At 53.3% G+C, this 15,879-nt stretch carries 9 protein-coding genes; all 9 read left to right on the top strand.

Going from position 1 to position 15,879, the window contains the following annotated elements:
- Positions 1–102: 102 nt before the first annotated feature.
- The 9 genes from EVJ21_RS05975 to EVJ21_RS05935 all read left to right on the top strand — a co-directional run bounded on the left by EVJ21_RS05975 (position 103) and on the right by EVJ21_RS05935 (position 15,878).
- Positions 103–2,229, top strand: a complete 2,127-nt coding sequence (locus tag EVJ21_RS05975) for a heparinase II/III family protein (protein WP_161568942.1) — start codon at positions 103–105, stop codon at positions 2,227–2,229.
- Positions 2,230–2,460: 231 nt separating this feature from the next.
- Positions 2,461–4,521: a bifunctional metallophosphatase/5'-nucleotidase gene (locus EVJ21_RS05970; RefSeq protein ID WP_236633334.1), complete on the top strand. Its 2,061-nt coding sequence runs from the start codon at positions 2,461–2,463 to the stop codon at positions 4,519–4,521.
- Positions 4,522–4,701: 180 nt separating this feature from the next.
- The gene (locus tag EVJ21_RS05965; protein WP_131490093.1) at positions 4,702–7,785 is read left to right on the top strand and encodes a CgeB family protein; all 3,084 of its coding nucleotides are present in this window, start codon (positions 4,702–4,704) and stop codon (positions 7,783–7,785) included.
- The gene (locus EVJ21_RS05960) at positions 7,782–9,944 is read left to right on the top strand and encodes a glycosyltransferase (protein WP_070328529.1); all 2,163 of its coding nucleotides are present in this window, start codon (positions 7,782–7,784) and stop codon (positions 9,942–9,944) included. The genes EVJ21_RS05965 and EVJ21_RS05960 overlap by 4 nt, the downstream gene beginning before the upstream one ends.
- A gap of 58 nt (positions 9,945–10,002) precedes the next feature.
- Entirely contained in the window at positions 10,003–11,967 is a 1,965-nt protein-coding gene (locus EVJ21_RS05955; protein ID WP_131490092.1) for a hypothetical protein, read from the top strand.
- A gap of 10 nt (positions 11,968–11,977) precedes the next feature.
- Complete coding sequence (locus EVJ21_RS05950; RefSeq protein WP_131490091.1) at positions 11,978–12,331, top strand: hypothetical protein; 354 nt, start codon at positions 11,978–11,980, stop codon at positions 12,329–12,331.
- Positions 12,328–13,629 (top strand): glycosyltransferase, encoded by a 1,302-nt coding sequence (locus EVJ21_RS05945; RefSeq protein WP_131490090.1) that lies wholly within the window; start codon positions 12,328–12,330, stop codon positions 13,627–13,629. Before EVJ21_RS05950 ends, EVJ21_RS05945 begins: the two co-directional genes overlap by 4 nt.
- Before the next feature lie 147 nt (positions 13,630–13,776).
- Positions 13,777–15,066, top strand: coding sequence for a nucleotide sugar dehydrogenase (locus EVJ21_RS05940; protein WP_131438861.1), 1,290 nt, complete (start codon positions 13,777–13,779; stop codon positions 15,064–15,066).
- 14 nt (positions 15,067–15,080) lie between these two features.
- The gene (locus EVJ21_RS05935; protein WP_070328534.1) at positions 15,081–15,878 is read left to right on the top strand and encodes an ABC transporter permease; all 798 of its coding nucleotides are present in this window, start codon (positions 15,081–15,083) and stop codon (positions 15,876–15,878) included.
- Position 15,879 lies beyond the last annotated feature (1 nt).

Below are 15,879 nucleotides of genomic sequence, written 5' to 3'. Positions count from 1 at the left end.
ATGAGTTATTTGGAAACGGAAATAAAAAATGGTTCCCTTCATTTTGAAAAAGTTTCCTTATGTACGTGTTATGATGGTAAAAAAAGATAAATGGGGTATTCGATGAACACATTAATGAAAGGGACGCTTCTCACGACGGCGCTCGTCATGGCGGCGACGTCTGTCGGGGCCGAAGCCGGCGCGCGTCCCTTCTTCACAGAAGTCGCGAAAGACACGACCGTCTATCGGCTCATGCCGGATAAGTCGATGAAGCCGATCGCATTGCTCGCGCCGAACAAGCGCTATGACGTCGTTGGCGTCTCGGGCGGGTACTATCAAGTCGAGGTCAATGGACGCCGTACATACGGATTGAAACGGGACATCCCGCTCAAGACGGCACTCCTCACGCAGGCGGTCGTCGCTGACAGTCAGTACGACCGTCTGCTCCACAACTATACGGCGCGCTCGGTGAAGCGCGAAGTGCCATATTATTATGGTTTCTTGACCGAGGCGCAGGCGGTATCGCAAGCGGACTCGGCGCTCAAAGGCAGTTGGCGTCTCGGTGCGGCACCGGGTCGACAAGCCGTCCCGGACATCGCGACGTTCGATTGGGAGCGGGACATTCGAGTCGGCGACTCGACGTCGTTCATGTTCCAGGCCCAGTACTGGATGGTCTTGAACCAAGTGACGATGGCGTACCATTACACGAAAGATGCCAAGTATTTGGCATACGGTAAACAGCTCGTCGAAGGGTGGGTCAAACAGTATCCGACAGCGCAGTATAAGCGTTATCCGAACGCCTATCATCAGCAAGGGACGGCCATCCGGACGTTCCACTTGATCAACTTTTGGAATCAATTTAAAAAGTCGCGTCTGAACAACGACCCGGCGTTCAGCGCGCTCGTGTTGCGCACGGTCGAAGGTCACGGTGACATCCTATCGACGCCGTCATTTTATCGTCCGCGCCATAATCACGGCATCTTCCAAGACATGGCGCTTACCGATATCGCCGAGACGTTCCCGGAACTCGAACGGTCATCGGAGTGGCGCGACCTCGCCGCGTTGCGTCTGACCGAGCAGCTCGACCACTCGTTGAGTCCGGACAACGTCCATCTCGAGCATTCGCCGGGCTATCAAGTGTACACGTATGAGATGCTGTACCGCTTCAATCGCTGGATCGAGGCGAACGCCTTCACGACGTCACCACGGCTCGAAGCCGTCCGACAGATGCCGGAGACGCTGACTCATCTCGTCAAGCCGAACCGGACGCTGCCGCTGTTTGGGGACACGACAGGCGAGCCGCGGACGATGTCGATGATATCGACGCTGCGCAATTATCCGCATCTCATGTATGCGGTCAGTGGCGGGAAGGAAGGGGAACGCCCGCTCGAACGGACGAAACAGCTCCATACCCAATACGCGATTCTACGTGAACATTGGGGTGAGAAGGAGCCGTTCGCTGATGCCATCTCCCTCATGATGACGGCCGGCTTCCATAATACGGCGCACAAGCATCAAGACGATTTGAGCATCGACTTGTACGGCTACGGCCGTGACTTCATCGTCGAGACGGGACGCTTCGGGTACACGACGCTTCCGCAGAGAAATGCAGCGGTGCACGTCAACGCCCATAACACGGTGAACACTGGCACCCGGCAATTGACGCTTCATCCGAGTACGATCGGTAAGAGCGGGATCGTCTCGGTCGAGGAGACGGAAGGGTTACAACGAGCACTTGGGTACAGCGAGTTGATTGGGCAGGATATGCACCATACGCGCAGTATCGCCCATGATCAAGCGGGCACGGTTATTGTCGCCGATACGATTCGGTCGGACTCGCGTGCCTCGTTCACCCAACGTTTCCACCTCGGTGTCGGGTTAGAACCGGTCGCGGAACAAACTGGTGAGATGACGTTCCGCGACAAAGAGGGACGCACTCTCCAAGTCGTTCAGCTTCCGGTCGCGTCGTCTGATGCCATGAAACGAGAGTCGAGCTTTATCGCCTACCGTGACTTCGAGTGGGTGCCGCGTCACCAAGTCGTCTCGACGAAAACGGGTGCAGGGACATCGTTCGTCACGTTGTTCCACATGTCGAAGTCGGGGACGAACGTTACGTTCTCGAACGTGGTTGAGAATGATGCGAGTTATGTTGTCACGTATTCTCTTTCGGACGGACGCTCGCGGACGATTGAGATGCCGAAGGGTGAAGGACCGGTGTTGGAGCTTGAGGAAGGTGAAATATCAGAATGAGTGAGAGGATGCCAATAGGTGTCCTTTTTTTCAAAATTCAAAAGAAATAACGAAATATTTACAGAAAAGTAATTGTGTTATTCTATGAGATTGCGTATCTTTAAAAGTGAAGTCTGTACGTGTTTTGTAATCGCTTCCATTGGCTTGAGGTCAGACATCTGGCAGTGGCGACGAAATGGCGGTTATGACTTCGGTTCGGTCGACTTATACATAATAGAGGAGGAACAGTGCATGTTGAATTCGAAGACACGCAAGTTTTATCAAGGGATGCTCGCGGCGACGCTCACGGCATCGGTGATCGCCCCAGCGGTCGTGACAGAGGCAGCCCCGGCCAAAAAAACAATCAAGTTGAAGGCGGCTTTCGTTGAAAACGGGGATCTTGACGCAGCGCTCGACAAGACATACCAAGGCAACAAGATCTATTGGTACAAATCGACAGTCAACATGGACAAGCTCGGTACATATCAAACGGTAAAAGGCTACATCAAGTGGAAGAACCAACACTTCGAGAAGAAAGTGCGCGTCATCAACTATCCGAAAGCGATCATCGCACCGAAGGGTGAGTGGACGTTCAAGCACGGCGAGAAGTTGACTGGGCAATTGAACACACTCCAAATCCAATTCGTCGACCGCGTTCTACGCCAACCGGTGAAGTGGACGAACTTATCGACTGACAAGATCGGGAAGTTCACGGCGACGGCATCGTACACGCACAAAGGCCGCACGGTGACGCTCGACGTTCCTTACGAAGTAAAAGGTTTCGAACTCTCGTTCATGCATACGAACGACACGCATGCGTCGCTCGACTTTGCGGCGAACCGTGCTTCGGCAGTCAAAGAACTCCGTGCCGCTAACCCGAACCGCCTCTTAGTTGACGCGGGTGACGTCTTCTCAGGCTCGCTCTACTTCAACGAATTCAAAGGACAAGTCGATCTTAAGCTCATGAACTATATGAAGTACGACATGATGGTACCGGGTAACCACGAGTTCGACCTCGGCACAGAGCAAGGCCATAAAGAGTTGGCACAATTCGTCCGTTACGCGAACTTCCCGTTCGTCAGCTCGAACGTCGACTACTCGAACGATCAATACGTGAAGTCGCTCTTCCGTGATGAGATCGCGACGAAGCCTTACAACGGTCGCTTGTATGAAGGGATCATCCAAGAAGTCGACGGTAAGAAAGTCGGATTCTTCGGTTTGACGACGGAAGACACGGCGAACATCGCGAGCCCAGGACCGATTCAATTCCAAAACTATATCGACGAAGCGAAAAAAGCCGTCAAAGCGTTCGAAGACATGGGCGTCGACCAAATCGTCGCTGTCTCGCACCTCGGTTACGACGACAACCCGGCAATCGACAACGACCTCGAACTCGTGAAAAACGTCGACGGCATCGATGTCATCATCGGCGGTCACTCACACTCACGTCTTGACGCACCAGTCGTCATCACAGAAGGTGGTAACTCGACCGTCGTCGTCCAAGCGTATCAATACGGTGACTTCCTCGGTACGCTCGACCTCGTCTTCGATAAAGACGGAAAAGTCGTCTCACAAGCCGGTAAGCTCATCGATGTGAAGACGTATGCACCAGACCCAGGCGCAGCCCGACTCCTCGCACCGTTCGCGGCTGAAATCGACGGCATCAAGAACGCTGAAATCGGCGCGACAGCGACTGCCGAGTTTGAAAACTTGCGCGACGCAGGTGACGTGACGAAGCCGAGCGTTCGTAAAAATGAGACGGCTCTTGGTAACTTGATCACGGACGGCATGCTCGAACGTGCGAAACAAGCCGACCCACAAGTCGTCGCGGCGATTCAAAACGCGGGCGGTATTCGTGCTAAAATCGATGCAGGCCCAATCACGACAGGCGAAGTGCTCACGACGCTTCCATTCGGAAACACACTCGCGGTCATGACGCTTCAAGGCAGTGAGTTGCTCGCGGCACTTGAACGTAGTGTCAGCGTCTATCCGATCGAGAGCGGCGGCTTCCTCCACATGTCTGGCATGAAGCTTGAGTTCGATAGCTCGAAACCGGCGAACAGCCGTGTCGTCAAGGCGCAAGTGCTCCAAGGCGAGACGTATGTCGACATCGACCCGGCAGCAACTTACAAGATTGCCACAAACTTCTTCGCAGCGAAGGGTGGCGACAACTACCTCGAGTTCAAGAAGGCTTATGAAGAAGGACGCGTCAACGACCTTGGTCTCATCGACTGGGAGATCATGCGTGACTATCTCGTGAAGCAAGGCGAAGTCACACCAACTGTTGAAGACCGTATCAAAGACGTCAAATAATGATTTTCGAAAGGACATCCACTGGGTGTCCTTTTTTTGTCTCCGTTTTGTCAAACAGATGATTTTGCCTTTTGAATTGAGCGTTTGCTATAATCAATGGGTGTCGAAACGAGATGTTTCAAATAACAGGGCATCGGTTAAAGAGAAAACGATGCCATTATGAATTTGGAGGAACCCCCCATGAGTTGGAAACGAAAAGTGAAGCGTGGTGTCTATTTAGGCATGCAACGCGGCAAACGAATCGGCCGTCGGTTGATGAAAGGAACGAAGACGCAAGTGCAGACGAGACAGTTCGTCGAAGTCGTCCCGTCTTGGCACGCTCGGACGTCTGCGAACTATGAAGTTGACGGTGCGGCGCTCGTTTCTACGATGGCTGAAAAACAATTTTTATCATACGGTGAGCGCGCCTCGTCGTTTCGGACGGTACCTGGTGCGAACTCATTTCAACTCAACCCGTCAATCCGCGAGTTTGACGCGAGTTTAAACGTTGAGAAGAGCGGTGACATCGAAGTCACGTTGCTCGTCATGATTTATAGCGACGAAGAACGCAAACGTGTCGTTCGCGTCGGAGACGGTGTCCGTACGACGGTCTCGCTTGTAGACGGTGAGACGAAGACACGCTTTGTGATTCAAACGCAAGGAAAAGGTCGGGTCTTGATTCAATCGCTCCTGATTGACGGACAATCGCTTTGGAACGTCGAAGGAATGAGCAGTGCGGTGGCAGACGCCGACTTTGACGCGATGATTCCTTTAGATGTGGATTCGCTCGAACTCATCTCGCCGCTTAGCCGAATCGTTGAGATCGATGGCGGGCTCATTCGTGTCAGCGGGCAAGGGAACCAATACGAGCACTACGGTGTGCTCGAGACGGCGCTCCCTCACGTCGACACCGAACGCGGTATCGATTTTTCGCTCGCTGATATGGACGATTACGTCTATCGTTTCTATTTAAAAGGAGAAGCCGAAGAGCTGGCGAAAGCGACGTTGTTCGTCGCGACGTATGCCCACGGTGAGCGCGACCAGCTCATCGAGGTCCCGCTCGGCTTCAGTAACGTCTTGAGCCTTACACCGAGCCATGATTCGGTTCGCTATTTCATCCGTTTCCACGGCAACGGTACACTCTCAGACTTGAAGATCGGCGTCATCCGTGAGAACAGTGTACGCCGTACCGAGACGTTCGACCTTGACCCGACGTTCTGGACGATCCCGACACCGGAATCAATCAAGTTAAAACAAGATCCGTCTGGTCTCCGTCTCGTCCTCGATGTCGAGCCGGACGTGCGCCGCTACGTGTCGTATATGGAAACGAACAACCGCTTCACGGTCCTCCCGAAAGAGAAACCGTATACGGTCCGACCGAACCATCGTTACCGTGTGACGGTCGACGGTGAACTCGATGCGAACACCGGTGTCGTCCTCTACATCATCTCGTATTCGTTGACTGAGCGGTTGTCGATGCAGCAAGTACAACTCGGCAGCGAGAAGATTTTCGAGTTCGGGAAAGACGTGCGCTACCTGCGCTTCGCACTCCGCGTCGACGGGACTGGCGAAACGCTCGTCACGAACATCCGCGTCACCGAAGAGATCATCACGGACCGGACGCAAGTGCCAGAGTGGATCGACCCACGCGAGGCCCGTCTGTTTGAAGCGAAACCACGCGAGCTTCACGAGATGAAAGTCGCAGCCATCTTTGATGAGTTCACGACCGCCTCGTATCGCCCTGAATGTGAACTGATCACATTCTCGCCGGACGATTGGCCGGCTGTTCTCGCCGACCGTCAACCGGACTTCCTCATGGTCGAATCGGCCTGGAAAGGGAACGACAAGACGTGGGAGAAGAAAATCGTCAAATATGGCACGAACACGTGGGAAGAGCTCGATGCGCTCCTCGACTGGTGCCGCGTCAACAACGTGCCGACCGTGTTTTGGAATAAAGAAGACCCGATTCACTATGACCGCTTCATCGAGACGGCGAAACGGTTCGACTTTGTCTACACGACGGATGCGAACATTCTCGATAACTATAAAGAAGACTGCGGACATGACCGGGTCGGCGCTTTGCCGTTCGCGGCGCAGCCGAAAGAGCATAATCCGATCCGCCTGCCGGGCACACGTGAACCGTACGCCTCGTTCGCCGGTTCGTATTACGCAAACCGTCACGAATCGCGCCGTATCGATATGGATCGCTTGTTCGCGGCGGCTGATAAGTATGGCCTTGTCATCTATGACCGGAACTATGAAATGAACCAACGCGGTGAGACGGATCAACTCCAATTCCCGGAGCAGTTCCGTAAATCCATCCGCGGCAGCTTGAAGTACAACCAAATCGCTAAAGCGTATAAAGGCTTCAAAGTCATGCTGAACGTCAACTCGGTGAACGATTCACCGACGATGTTCTCACGCCGCGTGTTCGAAGGGCTCGCTTGTGCGACGCCGGTCGTCAGTACGCGCTCTGTCGGCGTCAAGCAGATGCTCGGGGATTACGTCTTCCTAGACGAAGGCGACGAGATGCTCGAAGAGACGTTCCGCAAACTGCTCACGGACGACAGCTTCTATGAAGACGTCGCCATGGGCGGCATGCGACACGTGCTCAAGTACCACACGTACACACAACGTCTCGCCCAAGTCGTCGGCAACATCGGTCTGCCGTATCGTGTCGATCACCCGGAAGTCGCGCTCGTCGCGTTCGTCCGCTCAGCCGACGAGATGGACCGCGCCGTCGAGACGTTCCGCGCGCAAGACTACGAGCATAAACACCTCGTCGTCTTCCTCGACAAGTTCGAGGGGCATCTTGACTTGTATGAAGCTTACAACACCGAGGACATCTCGACGTTCATGCTCAGTTACTTGACGCAATATAACGCCTTGTCTGAGATTCTTGAAGGCTTCGACTGGATGGCGTTCATCCGTCCGAGTGACTATTACGGACCGGCGTACGTGTCTGACTACATGCTCGCGACGCGTTACGCGGACTCGAACATCTTGACGAAAGAAGATTACTTCGTCTGGAAAGACGGACTCGAGAAAATTGACTCGGACGGCACGTACCGCTACGTCTTCGACGCGACCCCGTCGCGCTCGATCATGAAGCCAGATGTGCTCCGCTTCTATAGCGTCCTTGAAGCGCTCGATGTCTTAAAACAAGACGAGACGCTCAAAGAGCTCGCTCAGTCCGGAGAACGGATCTTCAGTACAGACCCGTATCAATACGTGAAAGCAGGGAGCGATATGCCAAAAGCGGTCGCTCAGGAGGTACAATTATGACGACACCACTTCGCGTCCTCGTCTATGGGGATGTCAATTTAAATTTGATCGACGGGTCGGCCATTTGGCTGACGTCCGTCGTCTCGATGTTGAACCAAGACCCATCGATTCAAGTCGACGTGCTGCTGAAGCGCTCGATCACAAAACCGGAAGTGACGGCCGGCATCCGTGAGTTGCCGAACGTCCGCTTCATCGATGTGTTCGCCAAAGATTCAGGCAGACAAGACGCGCCGTACTACGAGCGCGGTGTACTCCAAGCCGACGAAGCGGCCGGGCTGATTGACGAGTTGATGACGACAGGCGGCTACGACATGTCATTCATCCGTGGCTTCCAGCTTGCCTACGACTTGTCACAGTATGAACGGACGATGGCGAAGACGTGGACATATATCACCGACTTCACACACGACCATACGCAGGCGTCGGCAGAAGAACTCGCCCGCTTGCAGCAGATCGCGTCGCGTTCGGCGCGCATGCTCTGTCAGACCGAGGCGATGAAGACGTATTTCGAATCGTTCCTGCCGACGGACCGGCCGTTCCTCATCTTGAACCCGATGATCCCGAACGTGAAAGACGAGACGCCGACGTTCACGAAACCGAACGATCGCCTCGTCTATACGGGCAAGTTCGCCCCGCTATGGTATTCGACGGAGATTCTCGACGCGTTCGCGAAGCTTCGGGCCGACTACCCGGCCGAACTCCACGTCGCCGGCGACAAGTTCAATCAAGACCCGAACAACCCGAACTTTAAACGAGACGTACTCGCCCGCTTGAAGGCGGATGACGGCGTCCATTGGTTGAAAGGGATTCCACGCGCCGATGTCGAGACGTTGATCGACTCGAGTGCGATCGGTGTGTCGTGGCGTCATCCGGAGCTCGACGCGAGTCTTGAACTGTCGACGAAACTGCTCGAGTACGGATCGCTCGGAAAACCGGTGCTGTTGAACCGTAACCCGATGCACGAACTCATCCTCGGTGCGGACTATCCGCTATTCGTCAATTCGGAAGACGAGTTCATCGAGAAGGCGAAGCTCGCGCTCACAGATGAACGTGTCTATCGTGATGCGGCGAGTCGCCTCTATGAGATGGCGCAGTATTATACGTTCACGAACACGTATAAACGTCTCCACGATGAACTGTGGGGGATGAAGAAGATCAACTTGCTCTTCGCCGGACACGATTTCAAATTCCTGCGTCTGTTCATGGACTACTTCGAGCGCCATCCGCGCTTCAACGTCTTGATTGACGAGTGGGAAGGTCACAAAATCCATGACGTGAATCACAGTAAGGCGTGCTTGGACCAGGCCGATATCATCTTCTGTGAGTGGGGTCTCGGTAACGCCGTCTGGTATTCGCACCATAAAAAGCCACACCAGACGATGATCGTGCGCATCCACCGTCAAGAGAAAGAGACACCGTTCCCGCGGGAGTACAACCTTCACAACATCGACCGGATCATCCTCGTGTCGCCGTATATGCTCGAAGAGATGTACCGCTTGTTCCGGATCCCGCGCCATAAGATGACGATGATTTACAACGCGGTCGACGGGACGCGTCTCATCCAACCGAAACAGCTGGACGAGTTGACGTTCCACCTCGGTATGATCGGGGTCAATCCGAAGTTGAAACGACTTGATCTCGCGCTCGACATGCTCGAGACGCTCCGCAAGGAAGACACGCGCTACAAGTTGTTCATCAAAGGGCATCATCCGAACGAGATTTACTGGATCAACAAACGGGAAGACGAGCGCGCCTATTACGATCGTCTGCTCGAACGACTTGAGGAACCGACGTTCAAGGACAGTGTCGTCTTCGACGGTCACGGTGATGATGTTCCGGAATGGCTGACGAAAATCGGCTTCATCTTATCGACGAGTGACCTCGAGAGCTTCCATCTTGCGCCAGCAGAGGCGATGACGTCGGGAACGTTCCCGATCATCCGCCATTGGACGGGGAGTGAGACGATTTATCCGGACGACGTGCTGATGGAAAACGTGCTAGACGGCGTCGACATCATCCGATCGTTCCGCGATGATTCAGCCAAGCTACTCGCAGCGACACAAGACTATATGGCTTACGCACATCATCATTTCGCCATCGAGACGCTCGCACCGAAGCTTGAACAGCTCCTTTTGATAGAATTGAATCGGAAACACTAAAAGCAAGCCCGGTCATTCCGGGTTTGCTTGTTTTGAAATTATTTTGAGGAGATACGCTATGAGCCATTTTATATATGAATCGACTGGTCAGACGCTTGATTTCGAGCGCCGCGACGGTCTGACACACATCGTCTCGGAGACGCCGCTCGACGTTCGTCTCGGTATGTACGATCAGTCACGAGACGAACCGAACGGGATGAACATCTCGTTCACGTTAGACGAACAGTTCAGCGTCGCCGTCCCGTTCAATAACTTGATCCCGGTCTACTATTCAGAAAGTCCGGTCGTCGTCGGGACGTCACTTGAAGAAGTGGCACAGCTAGCCGGGAAAACGGCCGTTCGCGCAGAGGCCGTCTCTCAGATGCGCCTCATTGGGCATGTGTTTGGGGATGGGACTCGCTTCGAAGGGGTCAAACGTCTCGGTGCGGGCGAACGATTGACGGTGCGTGACGGAGCGATATTGCTCGACACGTGGGACGAACTTCCGCAAAGTACGCCACAACTCCGCGACGATTTTGTCGACTCGTGGATGACGGCGCTTCGAAACGCGGTCAACGTACCGATGCAAGCCGTCAATATCCCGTTCGCCGGGTCAGCGCTCGACGTGTTACTCACAAAACTTTATCTCGAAGCCGGAAAAAACGTGACGCTGCACGTACCTGACATGGGAGGGAACGAGGCGCGTGTCGCACGCGACTTGTTCGACGACATCGAGCTCGCCGAGACGGCTGCCCCCGAGGCGACACTCGCGTTGTCGCTCTCTAAACGGATCGCCGCTTCCTACGAGGCGACAGACGGCAACTTGACTGCCTATGAGAGCATCCCGACCGGTAGAGCCGTCGACCTTGACTATGTCGAGGTTGGGAAACACGGTACGGATTGGTTGTACGGGAAACACGTGTTTTTGAAAGACAACATGGATGAGCACGAAGCGAAGCAACAATTATCACGTAAAGCGATTCGTGCATTCGAAGGATTTGGTGAAGCGGAACGCGAACAAGTTGAAGGTATGCTCGACCGCCTATTCGACGCAGAACCGGAACGCGATTGGAACGGCCGGCTCGAAGCGGTCTGGTTCCATTTGAAAATCGAACATTTCCATGCTTACGCACGGCGTGGGTTCATGGGTGAGATGACGCTGTTGCAACCGCTCTTCGATCGCGACGTCTTGCGTCACATCCTCGAAGCGCCATACGAACTGCGCCGCCAAGGTCATCTCGTCAAAGTTGCGCTCGAGGAGCTATTTGGTACGAAGCCGCTCCACTTCGTCAAGGAGACGTTCGCTTGGAGTGATGCACCGCTGCTGCCGACGGTCGTACAGACGCCGCTCAACTGGCGGCTCATGCTTGAGGCGACCGCATCCACTCAAGTGAAGCGAATGAATGAATTGCTCGGTGTCGAATCGGGCGTGACTGAGGCTTTCCAACCGAGCGAGACGCCAGACCATGGTTACGTCTCACTTTGGAACGACTGGACGGCTAAAAACTGGTCGGCCCGCCTGTCTGGTTCGGAAATCGAACCGGAGACGGTCGAGTTGATGATTCCGGAGGCACACAAGCCGCGCAGTGTCACGATCAAGCCGTTCATCTATCACTACTTCATCCCGTTCAACGCCGAACTGTTCAACATGCGTGAAGAAGGATTTGCCACCCATATCGAAGTCAAACCGCTCGGCGGGGAGAACGGCTACGTACAATTGTTCAACCAGAGCTTCAGTGCGCCGCCATCGACAGAGTTCCAAAAAGATGCGACACTCGGTAGCGCCCCTTATATAAACATCGAAGGAACGATCGAACTCGTGTCTGACGAGACGACACCGATCGAACTATACGTCATGCAATACGATGCGAAAAAGAATTTGAAGAAGACGGCGTTCAGCCATGAACTCCGTCCCGGCGCGAACACGCTCCGCCACCGTTTGCCGAAAGAAGTCGAGGCCAAGTTCGTCAAGTTAGCGATTAAATTCCAAAACAATCAACACACCGTCCAAGTGAGGATGGGGTCGTGGGTCATAGAAAGCTGAGGAAATCGTCATGGACCGTCAACAAGTTGAATATGTAGAACGTGAGAACGCATTTTTGCGGGAACAGTTACATGCACTGACAGACCAAATCGAAACGGTGAAGCAAGACGTGCTTGAAGAAGGCGCGAAGCATATTCGCGGCAAAGAGAACACCGTCCAAAAAATGAAAGAGCTTGAACGAGAAATCCGCCAAGCGAAAGCGAATACGGACAAGTGGAAACAAGAAGCGATGAAGGAGAAGCAGCGAGTCGAAGAGTTGACTAGTCAAGTTGAGCGTTTGCAAGGTGTGGTCAATCGGGCGAAATCAATCCCGTTCGCGGGTAAACTCGTCACGAAACTCGAGCAGGAATGTAAGCCATCATGAGTCACTACGATGAGCTGTTAGCTGAAATCGTAGCCGAGAAGAAAGCGTGGAACCGATTCGTCGAGCAAACGTTCAAACCGGTTAAACTCCCGCCATGGTTTGACGATCCGGTCGAACGGGGAATCAGTGTCATCGTGGCCTCTCATGACTCGGAAGAGTTGCTCGCGACATGTCTCGCCTCGCTCGAGGCCCAGACGCTTGACGCCTCGCTCATCGAATGGGTGCTCGTCTTCAATGGAGACAAGAACGAAACGTTGCTTGAGGCGAGTCGGCAGTTTGGCCGTGACGTGACCGTGCATCGTCTGCTTGAAGACGAAGCGAACGTGAGCATCGCCCGAAATCGAGGACTCGAGACGGTGACGCGTCAATACGTGACGTTCTTGGACGAGGACGACACGTTCAGCCCGACCTACTTGGAACGACTATTAAACGAGGCGTTGCCGGACCGGGTCGTCATCGCCGATATTCAAGACTTCGATCCCGAGGGCAACGTACTCGTCTCGCCGCTCCATCGTGAGTTCGAGCGACTCGCCGGAGGTGACTGGTCGTACGAACAAATGGCACAGCTGTTGACGCTGAACGCCTGCAAGCTCATCCCAGCGGTGTATGCGAAACAAGTCCGTTACGAGCCGTCGCTTCGCAGCGGGGAAGACGTCGTGTATTTCTCGACGCTCTTCTCGACCTATCAACCGGCCGTCACGCTGTTGCCGAGCGGCACGGACGCCGTCTATTTCCGCCAAGTGAGAGACAATTCAGTATCTCGGCAGGCAGTGAGCCGCGAGTTCTCGATTCGACAACGCCTCGCCGTCATCAAGTCGCTTAGCGATTTGCTTATGAACGCGAATGACGCGTCGCGCCGTTTCATCGAGCGCAAGATTGATGCCCAAACATCGATGATGAGCCTGTACTTCAAAGATCATCCTGAGGAGCGCGGGGCCATTCATCAACTTGTCGTCGAGAGCGATCTGCCGTACTTTTCATACAGCATCTTGAACCAACACGCGGCAACGGTTGGACTAGTACTCGGGGAAAAGCTCGAGAACGTCGAACGACTCGTCTCGGAATATCCGAAAGACACGATTCTCCGTGTTTACTTGCTTAGTCCGTTCACTCGAGGTAAGCTTGCCGAAGCTGTCAGTCCGGAAGTATTCCGTCGTCTGACGTTCGCTAACATGGCTTCGGTGTCGAATTGGTCATTGTTGCCTGAAGTTTGTTATAGTTTAGGGGATGTGCGGGCGGCTTCCTTGAGCACAGAATATGTGCTTAGTACGACCGTGCGAGCGGTTGCGCCGTCGTAATCCCGTTTTGTCATTAAAATGTAATTGCTTCTCAATTCACATCAGGAGTATAATGGGTTTGATTTTTGATGAATTCTTAAATAAAGTGAAATGTTAAGCAATATTCAGTGACCAGTGTCACTAACATCTATGGAGGTAAGCTCAACTATGAAAGTATGTACAATCGGATTAGGATATATTGGACTCCCAACGTCTGCAGTCTTCGCACAATACGGTGTCGATGTACTCGGCGTAGACATCCATCAGTCAGTCGTCGATAAATTGAACCGTGGTGAAATCCACATCGAAGAACCGGGCCTCGGAGACGTCGTCAAAGAAGTCGTCGCCAAAGGCAAGTTCCGTGCCTCGCTCGAGCCAGAGAAAGCGGATGCATTCATCATCGCCGTTCCAACACCGAACAACGATGACGAGCATAAGTCTTGTGACCTCACATACGTGTTGGATGCAACACGTAAAGTATTGCCATATGTTGAAAAAGGCAACGTCATCATCGTCGAGTCGACAATCGCGCCGCGTACGATGGATGATTTCGTGAAACCAATTGTCGAAGAAGCAGGCTTCATCGTAGGTGAAGACATCTTCCTCGTGCACTGCCCAGAACGTGTCCTCCCAGGACAAATTCTGCATGAACTCGTTTACAACAACCGTATCGTCGGCGGCATCACGCCAGAATGCGCTGAAGCCGGTGCTAAAGTATATGGTACGTTCGTAAAAGGTGAAATCATCAAGACGGACGCGAAGACGGCTGAAATGTCGAAACTCATGGAAAACACGTTCCGTGACGTCAACATCGCACTCGCGAACGAACTTGCGAAAGTGTGTAACGCCCTCGACATCAACGTCCTCGACGTGATCGAAATGGCGAACAAACACCCGCGTGTCAATCTTCACAGCCCAGGACCAGGTGTCGGTGGACACTGTCTCGCGGTCGACCCGTACTTCATCGTCGCGAAACAACCAGAGCTCGCGAAAATCATCAAGTTGTCACGTGACACGAACGTCTCGATGCCGGCATACGTCGTCGAAAACGTTCAAAAACTTGTGTCAGGTCAAACAGACGCAAAAATCGCTGCGTTCGGCGTAACGTATAAAGGGAACGTTGATGACATGCGTGAAAGCCCAGCTGTTGAGATCATCGAATTGATGCTCGAGCAAGGAATGAACGTCGCCGTCCACGATCCACACGTTGAAGTCTCATCGTCGAAACACTTCGATCTCGTCTCGAAAGAAGAAGCGATCAAAGATGCGGACATCGTCCTCGTCCTCGTTGACCATAACGAGTTCAAAGCGCTCGACTTCAACGAGTTGAACGCAGCGATGCGTCGCCCGATGATCTTTGATACACGTAATATCGTGAAGGCTGATGACAGCGACCTCGCGGTTGTAAACTACGGAAACTTGTACGAATACGTCAACGGAAAAGTAACGTTGGCTTAACCTGTGTGCCGACTATGATCAAAGCCTCGAAGCAAGTATTCATCGAACTATGGGAGAGTCTCTATTTAATTGTGAGACTCTCTCTATATGAAACGAAAAGTCGCTATTCGATGCAGTACTTCGGATACTTGTGGGAAATCTTGACGCCAATCATTCAAATCAGCATCTATTGGCTCGTCTTCGGGTTCGGTCTTCGTGCGGGTCGAGACGTTGGTGATGTCCCGTTCCTTCCATGGCTCGTCTCCGGAATTGTGCCATGGTTCTTCTTTGGACCGGCCATCGTCAGTGGTTCTCGATCCGTTTTTTCGAAGATTGCACTCGTCTCAAAGATGAGCTTCCCGATCAGCACAATCCCGGCGTACGTCATCTTGTCGGAACTATACCGACACGTAGCGATGGTCGTGATCGCGTTCATCTTGATGATGGCGTTTGGCATCAGTGAAGGCTGGAACATCCTGTTCTTGCCGTACCTGCTTCTCAGTGCGCTCGCGTTCCTTTATGCGTTCTCACTTTTGACGTCGGCACTGGCCACGATTATCCGCGACTTTCAAAATTTGCTGTCACAAATTATTCGGATGATGCTTTATTTACTACCTATCTTTTGGCAACCGACCGGAACGCTTGAAACGATTCTCATGATCAACCCGCTCTACTACTTGGTGGAAGGGTACCGATCGATGTTCCTCGGAACGGATTGGCTCATGCAAAATCTTAGCTACGGCCTCTACTTCTGGGGCTTCACGCTCGTGACGTTCTTAATCGGTTCGGCGATCCACGTTCGTTTCCGTCGCTACTTCATTGACTATATTTAAG

Source organism: Exiguobacterium sp. SH0S2 (assembly GCF_004337185.1).
GTDB classification, from domain to species: Bacteria; Bacillota; Bacilli; order Exiguobacteriales; family Exiguobacteriaceae; genus Exiguobacterium; species Exiguobacterium aurantiacum_A.
The sequence above is the reverse complement of the archived record's forward strand: the minus strand, read 5'-3'. Positions and strand labels throughout refer to the sequence as shown.

Coding starts and splice junctions, on each gene's coding strand:
- EVJ21_RS05950 (WP_131490091.1), top strand. CDS start 11,978: ATGGACCGTCAACAAGTTGAATATGTAGAACGTGAGAACGCATTTTTG.
- EVJ21_RS05965 (WP_131490093.1), top strand. CDS start 4,702: ATGAGTTGGAAACGAAAAGTGAAGCGTGGTGTCTATTTAGGCATGCAA.
- EVJ21_RS05935 (WP_070328534.1), top strand. CDS start 15,081: ATGATCAAAGCCTCGAAGCAAGTATTCATCGAACTATGGGAGAGTCTC.
- EVJ21_RS05970 (WP_236633334.1), top strand. CDS start 2,461: ATGTTGAATTCGAAGACACGCAAGTTTTATCAAGGGATGCTCGCGGCG.
- EVJ21_RS05975 (WP_161568942.1), top strand. CDS start 103: ATGAACACATTAATGAAAGGGACGCTTCTCACGACGGCGCTCGTCATG.
- EVJ21_RS05960 (WP_070328529.1), top strand. CDS start 7,782: ATGACGACACCACTTCGCGTCCTCGTCTATGGGGATGTCAATTTAAAT.
- EVJ21_RS05940 (WP_131438861.1), top strand. CDS start 13,777: ATGAAAGTATGTACAATCGGATTAGGATATATTGGACTCCCAACGTCT.
- EVJ21_RS05945 (WP_131490090.1), top strand. CDS start 12,328: ATGAGTCACTACGATGAGCTGTTAGCTGAAATCGTAGCCGAGAAGAAA.
- EVJ21_RS05955 (WP_131490092.1), top strand. CDS start 10,003: ATGAGCCATTTTATATATGAATCGACTGGTCAGACGCTTGATTTCGAG.